The sequence below is a fragment of the Pseudomonas sp. Ost2 genome, from assembly GCF_018326065.1.
Classification (GTDB): domain Bacteria; phylum Pseudomonadota; class Gammaproteobacteria; order Pseudomonadales; family Pseudomonadaceae; genus Aquipseudomonas; species Aquipseudomonas gingeri.
Genome location: NZ_AP021904.1, coordinates 2221307 through 2232750 on the forward strand (window position 1 = coordinate 2221307; position 11444 = coordinate 2232750).

The 11444-nt window shown below is 67.2% G+C and carries 2 protein-coding genes; both read left to right on the forward strand.

Annotation, left to right across the window (positions count from 1 at the left end; translation table 11 throughout):
• Positions 1-71 precede the first annotated feature (71 nt).
• Positions 72-3575, forward strand: coding sequence for a non-ribosomal peptide synthetase (locus KI243_RS09830; RefSeq protein WP_212810741.1), 3504 nt, complete (start codon positions 72-74; stop codon positions 3573-3575).
• The gene (locus KI243_RS09835; protein ID WP_212810742.1) at positions 3572-11419 is read left to right on the forward strand and encodes a non-ribosomal peptide synthetase; all 7848 of its coding nucleotides are present in this window, start codon (positions 3572-3574) and stop codon (positions 11417-11419) included. Before KI243_RS09830 ends, KI243_RS09835 begins: the two co-directional genes overlap by 4 nt.
• The last annotated feature ends 25 nt before the right edge of the window (positions 11420-11444 follow it).

Sequence of the window (11444 nt, forward strand, 5' to 3'; positions counted from 1 at the left end):
CCGGGCGGTTCGTTCTTGTTGATACGGCCGGGCCCCCCGGCCGTGCCGCCGATCAGCAAGGACCCTCTCACATGAAGCCCCAAGACGCACAGAAACTCGCCCGTCGTTTCATCGAGCTGCCCCAGGAAAAACGCCGTATCTTCCTGGCAGCCATGGACAGGGAGGGTGTCGACTTCTCGTTGCTGCCCATCGCCTCCTGCGACGGGGTTTCGGAACGTGACGGTCTGTCCTACGCGCAGCAGCGCATGTGGTTTCTCTGGCAGCTCGATCCGCACAGCGCGGCCTACAACCTGCCCATGGCCGTTCGTCTGCAGGGTTCGCTCGACCTGTCGGCGCTGGAGCAGGCCTTCAGCGCCCTGGTGGCCCGTCACGAATGCCTGCGCACCACCTTCGGCCAGGACGGCGAGCGGGCGTTCCAGCGCGTCGCGCAGCCGAGCGCGGTGAATATCGTCGTCAGCGACCTGTCGGGCGTGGCCGAGGACCAGCGTTGGCCCCGAGCGCGCCAGATCATGGCCGCGGAAGCGGCGCAGGCGTTCGACCTGCAGCAGGGACCCTTGCTCAGTATCCGCCTGCTGCGCCTGGCCGAGCATGAGCACGTGTTGCTGCTGACCCTGCACCACATCATTGCCGATGGCTGGTCGATGAACATCCTCATCGACGAATTCACCCGTTGTTACGATGCCTGCGTCGCCCATGCGCCGGTTTCGTTGAGCCCGCTGGCCGTGCACTATCGCGACTATGCGCTGTGGCAGCGCAGCTGGCTCGAGGCGGGTGAGCAGGAACGACAACTGGCCTACTGGCGCGGTCACCTCGGGGAAGAGCACCCGGTGCTCGAACTGCCCACCGACCGTCCCCATCCGGCCCAGGCCAGCCATCGGGGCGCGCGCCTGGAAGTGCTGGTCGATGGCGATCTGCGCCAGGCGCTCAAGGCCCTGGCCCAGCGCCAGGGCGTGTCGCTCTTCGTGGTCCTGCTGGCATCGTTCAAGAGCCTGCTGCACCGCTACAGCGGGCAGACCGATATCCGCGTCGGCGGACTGATCGCCAACCGCACCCGCAGCGAGACCGAGGGCCTGATCGGTTTCTTCGTCAATACCCAGGTGCTGCGCAGCGAAGTGCAGGCCCGGACCCGTTTCACCGATCTGCTGCAGAGCCTGCGCCAGGCTTCCTCGGGAGCACAGGCGCACCAGGAACTGCCGTTCGATGCGCTGATCGAGGCCCTGCAGCCGGCTCGCAGCCAGAGCCACAACCCGTTGTTCCAGGTGATGTTCAACCATCAGCCGCTGGTTACCGACGTGCAGGGCAAGCAGTTGGCGTGCGGGCTGCGGGTGGAGCATCTGAGCGAGGAGCAGGCGGCCGGGGAAGCGCGGCAGCATGCCGCGACCAGCGACCTCATGCTGGAAACCCGCGAGGAGGGCGAGCAGCTGTTCGCGGCCTTCACCTACGCCACCGATATTTTCGATGTCACGACCATTGCGCGCCTGGCTGCACACTGGCGCAACCTGTTGCGCGCGGTCTGTCTTGATCCGCAACAACCGATCGGTCATTTGCCGATGCTCGCGGCGGACGAAACCGCCCGCTTGCTGGACAGCGGCAGTGGCCTGCCGACGCCGGCGGACACGGCATTGCTGATGCCACAGTTGTTCGAGGCCCAGGCCCGACGTACCCCCGAGGCCATCGCCGTGATCCTCGCCGGACCCGACCCCGTGGGAGGCGGCTTGCCGGCGATGGCGTCCGAAGGGGCGATGCAGGATTCAAGGGCCCCTTCGCCGGCAAGCCGGCTCCCACATAATAACCGCCAGAGCCTGAGCTACGCCGAGCTGAACCGTCGTGCCAACCGCCTGGCGCACCTGCTGCGCGGCCGTGGCGTCGGGCCGGAGGTGCTGGTGGGACTGGCGCTCGGCCGCTCCCTGGACATGGCCGTGGCGATTCTCGCGGTGCTCAAGGCCGGCGGTGCCTATGTCCCGCTGGACCCGCAGACCCCGGCCGAACGCCTGGCCCATGTGCTGCAGGACAGTGGCCTGCAGCTGTTGCTGACCCAGGACCGGTGGCTGGAGAGTCTGCCTTCGCTGGAGGGGATCGAAACCCTGTGCCTGGACCGGATCAACGATTCGACCTATTGCGAAAGCGACCCGCAGGCGCAACCGGCGGCGGCCTCGCTGGCCTATGTGATCTATACCTCGGGCTCCACCGGCCGTCCGAAAGGTGTCGCGATCAGCCACCATGCCCTGGCCGAGTTCGTCGCCCGGGCCACGCAGTACAGTGAGCTGGTGGAAACGGACCGGGTCCTGCAGTTCGCCACCAGCAGCTTCGATGGTTTCGTCGAGCAGTTCTTCCCGCCGCTGTGCCTCGGTGCCTGCGTGGTGCTGCGCGACGAGCGGCTGTGGGACAGCGCCACGCTGCACGAGGCGATCCTGCGCCACGGCATTACCCTGGCCGATTTGCCGGCCGCCTACTGGCACTTGCTGGTGCAGGACTGGGCGGCCCGGTCACCGGCCGGCTACGGCGCGCTGCGGCAGATCCATATCGGCGGCGAGGCCATGGCAGTCGACGGCCTGCGCCTGTGGCGGCAGGCGGGGTTGGCGGCGGTACGCCTGATCAACACCTACGGCCCGACGGAAGCGACGGTGGTCTCGACCACCTACGATTGCAGCGAGCTGTTGCCTGAAGCCGTGTCCTGGCGCGGCGTGCCCATCGGTTTCGGCCTGTCGGCCCGGCGCCTGCGGGTGCTCGACGCCGACCTCAACCTGCTGCCCCAGGGGGCCGTGGGTGAGCTGTACATCGGCGGCCCGGGCCTGGCCCGCGGTTATCAGGGACAACCGGCCCTGAGCGCCCTGCGCTTTATCGCCGACCCCTTCAGCCCCGGCGAGCGCCTCTACCGTACCGGTGACCGCGCCCGCCTGCGCGAAGACGGCGCGGTGGAGTACATCGGCCGCGTCGACCACCAGGTCAAGATCCGCGGCTTCCGCCTCGAGCTGGGGGAAGTCGAGGCGCGCCTGCTGCAATGCCCCGGTGTGCGCGAGGCTGCCGTGCTGGCCCTGCCGCTGGCCGGCGGTACGCAACTGGTCGGCTACGTGGTCGCCGAGCAACCTCTGGAGCCGGCGCAGCAGAGTGTCTGGCGCCTGCAGATCAAGGCATTCCTGCAAGGCCGGTTGCCGGACTACATGGTCCCCTCGCACCTGCTGGTGCTGCCGGGCCTGCCCCTGACGCCCAGCGGCAAGCTGGACCGCAAGGCCTTGCCGATTCCCGATCCGAGCCAACTGCAAGCCAGCTACCGCGAACCGCAGACCGATACCGAACGTTGCCTGGCGGGCATCTGGGAAGAGGTCCTGCAGGTGCCGCGGGTCGGCCTCGATGACCATTTCTTCGAGTTGGGCGGGCATTCCTTGCTCGCCGCCCAGGTGATCGCCCGGATCAAGGGGCGCCTGGAAGTCAGCCTGCCGTTGCGCAGCCTGTTTGAAAAGCCCCTGTTGAGCGACCTGGCCGCCGAGCTGGAGACGCTGGTGCGGGGCAGTGGGGATAACGACTGGGCCGATATGGAGCAGTTCATGAGTTCGTTGGAGGAGTTTGGAGCATGAATGCCAATGCCGCGGTACGTATCGCCAGAAGGTTCATCAGCCTGCCCCTGGAGCAGCGCCGGCAGTTCCTGGCGAAGCTGAGCCAGGAAGGCAAGGACTTCAGCCTGCTGCCGATGCCGGTCAGCCGGCATGACGTGACGGCGATCCCGCTGTCCTATGCCCAGCAGCGCCTGCTGTTCCTCTGGCAGCTCGACCCGGCCAGCGCCGCCTACAACATGGCCGCCGGCCTGCGTCTGCAGGGGCACCTCGACGAGCCGGCGCTACTGCGTGCCTTCGAGCATGTCGTCGAGCGCCATGAAGTCCTGCGGACCTTGTTCCAGGTCGACGGCGAGCAGCCGCGGCAGGTGATCCTCGCGACCCAGGCCGTACCGCTGGAGCGCATCGACCTGACCGATTGCGCCGCCGGGCAGTGTGAGGCCGAACTGGCCGCGCGGGTCCGGACCTTCACCGCGCAGCCGTTCGACCTGCTCAAGGGGCCGCTGCTGCGCGCCAGCCTGATCCGCCTCGCCGCGGACGAGTGGGTATTGGTGGTGAGCATGCACCATATCGTCTCCGACGGCTGGTCGATGGACGTGATGGTCAAGGAATTCGTCCAGGCCTATCAGGCCTTCAGCCTGGGGCGCGCACCCGGCTTGCCGGAACTGCCGTTGCAATACGCCGACTATGCGATCTGGCAACGCAGCTGGCTGGAAGCCGGCGAGGGCGAGCGACAACTGGATTACTGGCGCCAGCAACTGGCGGCATCGGGCGAGGCGCAACCCCTGCTGGATATCGCCGCCGACTTTGCCCGTCCGCCGGTGCAGAGCTTCGAAGGCCGGACCCTGCGGTTCGATTTCGGCGCCGAACGTTCCCGGCAACTGCAGGCCTTTGCCCGCAGCCAGGGGGTGAGCCTGTTCATGCTGGTGCTGGGCGGCTATTCGCTGTTTCTCTCGCGTCATGCCGGGCAGCGCGATATCCGCGTCGGCGTGCCGAATGCCAACCGCGGTCGTTCGGAGGTCGAGGGCCTGATCGGGTTTTTCGTCAATACCCAGGTCCTGCGCTGTGAGGTCGACGAACGCCAGAGTTTCCTCGACCTGCTGGGACGCCTGCGCGAAAGCAGTTTTGGCGCCCAGGCCCACCAGGAGTTGCCTTTCGAACAACTGGTGGACGCCCTGGCTCCGGAGCGCAACCTGGATCACAACCCGCTGTTCCAGGCCAAGTTCAACCAGAACGTCGGCATGCAGAAACAGCGTTCGATGCAGTTGCCGGGCCTGAGCGTGGCCGAATACCCGTTGCACAAGGACGGTACTCACTTCGACCTGGCCCTGGATATCACCGATGACGGCACGCTGATCCACGGTGAGATGACCTACGCCAGCGACTTGTATCGGCATTCGACCGTCGAGGGGTTTATCCCGCGGCTGCTCGAGTTGTTCGATGCGGTCCTGCAAGCCCCGCAGGCGCCGTTGTTCAGCCTGCATGGCTGCCCGTCGCCGGCGCTTGCCGAAGTACGCGAACCGGCGCTGCCGGTGCTGCAACAGTGGCAGGCCCAGGTCCGGCGCCAGCCTCGGGCAGTGGCCGCGCGCTGCCTCGAACAGACCCTGAGCTTTATCGAGCTGGACCAGGCCGCCAATCGCCTGGCCCATCATTTGCGTAACGCGGGCGTGGGCCGTGGCGAACCGGTGGCGGTGCTGATGGAGCGCTCGCTGGACTGGTTGACCTGCGTCCTGGGGATTCTCAAGGCCGGCGCGGTGTATATGCCGCTGGATACCAAGGCGCCCGACACCCGCCTGCGGCAACTGCTGGAACGTGCCCGGGCACGGCTGCTGCTGTGTGCCGAAGGCGACCCGCGTGCCGTGAGCCTTGCCGTGCCGGGATGCATCGGCCAGGCGTTTGAGCCTTCGCTGTGGCTCGACCAGCCGGACAGCGCGCCGCTGCTGGCGCTGTCGAGCGAGTCCCCGGCCTATGTGATTCACACCTCCGGCTCCACCGGTCAGCCCAAGGGCGTCCTGGTCAGCCATGGAGCGCTGGCCAGTTATGTCGATGGCCTGTCGAGCCGCCTGGCACTGGCAGCGGATGCCAGCATGGCGCTGGTCTCGACCATTGCCGCCGACCTCGGGCATACCATGCTGTTCGGCGCCCTGTGTTCCGGGCGCACCCTGCATGTGCTGCCCGAGGCCCTCGGGTTCGACCCGGACGGTTTTGCCGACTACATGACCACGCACCGCGTCGGCGTCCTGAAGATCGTCCCCGGGCATCTGTCGGCGCTGTTGCAGGCGGCCCGCCCGGCGGATGTATTGCCTGCCCACGCCTTGATTGTCGGCGGCGAAGCCTGTGCGCCGGCGTTGGTGCGGCAGGTGCGCGAGCTCAAGCCGGGCTGCCGCTTCATCAACCACTATGGTCCCAGCGAAACCACCGTGGGCGTACTGAGCCACGAAGTGCTGGCGGGCGACACGCTGGAGCGAGGGATTGCGGTTGGCCGGCCGTTGCCGGGCGCACGGGCCTATGTGCTGGATGACGTGCTCAATATCGTCGCCGAACAGGTGCCGGGCGAGTTGTACATCGGTGGCGAGAGTGTCGCCCTGGGGTATCTCGGGCAACCGGGGCTGACGGCCGAGCGTTTCCTGCCGGATCCCCATGGTGTGCCGGGCTCCCGCTGCTACCGCAGCGGCGACCGGGTCCGTGGCAACCGCCAGGGACTGCTGGAATTCATCGGGCGCAACGACGACCAGGTGAAAATCCGTGGTTATCGCGTCGAGCCGGCGGAAGTCGCGCGGGTGTTGCAGGGTTTCCAGTCGGTAGCCCAGGCGGCGGTGCTGGCCCTGCCAATGGACGACGATGCCGGTCGGCTGCAACTGGTGGCCTATTGCGTGCCGGTGGTGGGCACGGTGTTGCAGGTCGAGGTGCTGCGTCGACAGTTGCAGGCGTTGCTCAGCGACTACATGGTCCCGGCGCAGATCCTGCTGCTGGAGCAATTGCCGCTGACCACCAACGGCAAGCTCGACAAGCGTGCCCTGCCCAGGCCGGGCGCGGTCAAGCAGCAGTACACCGCGCCGGTGGGCGAGATCGAGGAGAAACTGGCGGCGGTCTGGGCCGATGTGCTCAAGCTGGAGCGGGTTGGCACCACCGACAACTTCTTCGAACTGGGCGGCGACTCGATCCTCAGCCTGCAGATCATCGCCCGGGCCAAGCGCCAGGGGATCAAGCTGAGTCCCAAGCAGTTGTTCGAGAAACAGACCATCGGCCAACTGGCGGCGGTAGCCAGGCTGATCGAGAAAAAAGCGCCGGCCGAAGCGCCGTTGCAGATCAGCGGCGAGCAACCGTTGCTGCCGATCCAGGCGCGATTCTTCGAGAGCGACATTCCCCGGCGGCACCACTGGAACCAGTCGCTGATGCTCAAGCCCCAGGTCCGCCTGGATGCCGTGCACCTGCAGGCGGCATTGGTCAGCCTGCTGGCGCATCACGACGGCCTGCGCCTGCATTTCGCAGAGCATGACGGTCAATGGCGGGCCTCTTACGCAGCGGCCCCGGCGGCCGAGCTGCTGTGGTTGCGCGAACTGGACGACGCCACGCAACTCACCGCCCTGGCCGACGAGGCCCAGCGCAGCCTGGATCTCGAGAAGGGGCCGTTGCTGCGGGCGCTGCTGATCGATCTGCCGGGCGGCGAACAACGCCTGCTGCTGGTGATCCATCACCTGGTGGTGGATGGCGTGTCCTGGCGGGTGCTGCTCGAAGACCTGCAAGTCGCCTATGCGGCCATCGCCGCCGGGAAGCCCCCGGAACTGGCGGCCAAGAGCAGTTCGCTCAAGACCTGGGGCGAACGCCTGCAGACTTATGCACAGGGCGAGGCGCTGGCGGCGGAACAGGATTACTGGCTGGGCAACCTGGCGCAGGATCTCGAGGAACTGCCCCGGGACCGTCTCGACAATGACGCCCATGGCGTCGGTCATGCCACCTCGCGCCTGGACAAGACGCTGACCCGGCAACTATTGAGCGTCGCGCCAGCGGCCTATCGCACCCAGATCAATGACCTGTTGCTCGGCGCCCTGGCCCGGGTGCTGTGTGACTGGAGCCGACAGCCGTCGGCGCTGATCCAGTTGGAGGGTCACGGACGCGAAGACCTGTTCGATGACCTCGACCTGAGCCGTACGGTGGGCTGGTTCAGCAGCCTGTTCCCGGTGCGGCTCACCCCGCAGGCGGACCTGGGGGCCTCCATCCGGGCGATCAAGGAGCAACTGCGGGCGGTGCCGAACAAGGGCGTCGGCTACGGCATCCTGCGTTACCTGGGGGACAGGGATTTCGCCCGGCGCCTGCAGGCCTTGCCCGAGGCCCGCGTGACCTTCAACTACCTGGGCCAGTTCGACGGCAGCTTCGCTCAGGCCGACGGCGCGTTGTTTGTCCCGAGTGGCGACAGCAGCGGTCTCAATCAGCCCGAAGATACGCCGCCGGCCAACTGGCTGAGCCTCAACGGCCAGGTGTTCGACGGTGAACTGGAACTGGACTGGAGCTTCGACCAGGCGCTGTACCTGCCGTCGACCATCGAAACCCTGGCCCGGGCCTACGAGCGGGAACTGACGCGGATCGTCGAGCATTGCAGCCAGGGCGGACAACTGGGCGTGACGCGGTCCGACTTCCCGCTGGTGGCGCTCAAGCCGCAGCAACTGGAACGCCTGTCGGTGCCGATGAGCGACATCGAGGACATCTACCCGCTGTCGCCGATGCAACAGGGCATTCTCTTCCATGCCCTCGACGAGCCGGATGGCGCGGCCTACACCAACCAGCTGCGGGTCGATGTGCGCCAGCTGGACGCCGAGCGTTTCCGCGCCGCCTGGCAACAGAGCCTCGACGCCCACGAAGTGCTGCGTTCGGTGTTTGTCTGGCCCCAGGACCTGGCCGCGCCGTTGCAGATCGTCCTGCGCGGCGTGCGGATGCCGCTGGTGGTGCACGACTGGCGCGAGCGCGGCGACCTTGAGTCGGCACTCGAGACGCTGGCCCGGGAAGACCTGGCGACCGGCTTCGAGCTGGACCGCGCGCCCCTGCTGCGGGTGACCCTGGTCCGCACCTCGGCCAGCGACTATCACCTGATCTACACCAGCCATCACATCCTGATGGACGGCTGGAGTACTTCGCAGTTGTTCGGTGAAGTGCTGCAGCGTTATGCCGGGGCCGATATGGCCCGTGGGGCAGGGCGTTATCGCGACTACATCGAGTGGCTCGGCCAGCGCGATGCGCAGGCCAGCCAGACGTTCTGGACCGAGGCCCTGGCCGGTTTGCAGGAGCCGACGCGCCTGGCGAGTGCGCTGGGCAGCCGGCAGGCCCTGGCAAGCGGTCATGCCGACCATGAGCACGTCTTCGGCGAAGCTCTGACGGCGGATCTGAATCGCTTCGCCCGGGAGCAGAAAGTCACCCTCAACACCCTGTTGCAGGCGGCCTGGCTGGTGCTGTTGCAGCGTTATACCGGGCAGGCCGGCGTCGCCTTCGGCGCCACGGTGGCCGGGCGTCCGATGGAGCTGGCCGGGGTCGAGCAACAGATCGGCCTGTTCATCAACACTTTGCCGGTGGTGGCCGCGCCCGAGGCGCAGATCCCCGTCGCCGCCTGGCTGCAACAGGTGCAGGATCTCAACCTGGCGCTGCGTGAACACGAACACACCCCGCTCTATGACATCCAGCGCTGGGCCGGCCTCGGCGCGGGCGGGCTGTTCGACAGCCTGCTGGTGTTCGAGAACTACCCGATGGCCGAGGCGCTCGGCCAGGCCTCGGGCAGCGGCCTGGAGTTCGCCGCGATCAGCCGCCAGGAACAGACCAACTACCCGCTGACGCTGGTGGCGGTCACCGGTCGTGAACTGACCCTGGGCCTGAGCTATGACCGCGGTTGCTTCGACGCGGCGACCGTGGCGCGCCTGGGGCGCGAACTGGAACGCCTGATGAGCCGCTTCATGGCTGACCCGGAGCAGCCGCTGGGCGCCCTGGAACTGCTCGAAGGCGAGTCGCGCCAGGCCGCGCTGGCGTGGGGCAGGGGCACCGTCAGCGCGCTCGATCCGCGCAATGTCCTCGAGCGCATCGACGCCCAGGTGGCCCGCCAGCCCCATGCGGCGGCGATCCTGTTCGAGGAGCGGCAAGTCGATTACACCAGCCTGGATCGCCGGGCCAACCGCCTGGCCCACAAGCTGCGCGAGCTGGGCGTCGGGCCGGAAGTCCGCGTCGGCGTGTGCCTGCGGCGCACCCCGGACATGATTGTCAGCCTGTTGGCGATCTTCAAGGCCGGTGGCGCCTATGTCCCCCTCGATCCCGAGTACCCGCAGGAACGTCTGCTGCACATGCTCGAGGACAGCCGCTCGGCGGTCCTGCTGAGCGAGTCGCGCCTGCTCGGATTCCTGCCCCGGGAACTGCCGTCGCAGGTGCTGCTGGTGGAGGAACGGGAAGACTGGCTGGCGGACTGTCCGGACAGCGCGCCGTTGTCGCTGATCGACGGGCAGAACCTGGCCTATGTCATCTACACCTCGGGCTCCACCGGCAAGCCCAAGGGCGTGGCGATCACCCATGCCAACCTGGCGGCGCTGATCCAGTGGTCCCTGGGGGTCTATGGCAGCGACCAGTTGCGGGGCGTACTGGCCTCGACCTCGATCTGTTTCGACCTGTCGGTCTGGGAGATCTTCGTGACCCTGGCCGGAGGCGGCTACCTGGTGCTGGCGGACAACGCCTTGGCCCTGGCGGACCTGCCGGCGCGCCATCGGGTCAAACTGATCAACACCGTGCCGTCGGCGATTGCCGCCTTGCAGCGCGCCGGACAGATCCCGCCATCGGTCACCACCATCAACCTGGCCGGTGAACCGCTCAAGCAGGCGCTGGTGGACACGCTCTACGCCAGTACCCCGGTGCAACGGGTCTACGACCTGTACGGACCATCGGAAGACACCACTTATTCGACCTTCACCCTGCGCACGGCGATGGGTTCGGCGAATATCGGCCGACCGCTGGACAATACCGACGCGTACCTGCTCGACGGCCAGTTGCACGTATCCCCCGAAGGCGTCGCCGGCGAGCTGTACCTGGCCGGTGCCGGGGTCTCCCGGGGCTACCTGCTGCGGGCCGGGCTGACCGCCGAGCGCTATGTGCCGAACCCGTTCTGCGACAACGGCGAGCGCCTGTACCGCACCGGCGACCTGGTGCGCCAGGGCGACGCGGGACGCATCGAATACATCGGCCGGGCCGACCATCAGGTGAAGATCCGCGGGTTCCGCATCGAGCTCAGCGAAGTCGAGGCGCGACTGCTGGAGCAACCGGCGGTGCGTGAAGCCGTGGTCCTGGCCCAGGACGGCGCGGCGGGCAAGCACCTGCACGCCTATGTGGTGGCGCAGGCGCTGCCCGGCGATACGCGAGGTTTTGCTGACAGTCTGCGCGCGACACTGGCGAGCCGCTTGCCGGCCCACATGGTGCCGGGTCATGTGCACCTGATCGACGCATTGCCGTTGACCCCCAACGGCAAGCTCGACCGCAAGGCCCTGATCGCCCTGGGCGGCAATCCGCACTCGCAGCACTACGAAGCACCGCGCACGGCATTGCAGCAAGAGGTCGCGAGCCTCTGGCAGGAAGTGCTGGAGGTCGAGCGTGTCGGCCTCAGCGACAACTTCTTCCAGCTCGGCGGCCACTCGCTGCTGGCGACCCTGGTGGTGACCCGGATCGCCGAGCGCCTGGGCGACAAGATCGCCCTCAAGGAGTTGTTCAAGGCCGACACGCTGTTGGCGTTCTGCGAGCGGATCGAGGCCCTGCGCGGTGGTTTGTCACCGGCTCAGGATGAATTGGCTAAATCACTGGAGGCCCTCAAACGTCTATCCCTCGATGATCTGGAAAAACTGGTCTCCTGACCGGTTTCCCGGCTGATTTTTCCGA

What these genes read in the sequence shown, in the direction of transcription:
- KI243_RS09830 (WP_212810741.1), top strand. Translation starts at nt 72, where the DNA reads ATGAAGCCCCAAGACGCACAGAAACTCGCCCGTCGTTTCATCGAGCTG.
- KI243_RS09835 (WP_212810742.1), top strand. Translation starts at nt 3,572, where the DNA reads ATGAATGCCAATGCCGCGGTACGTATCGCCAGAAGGTTCATCAGCCTG.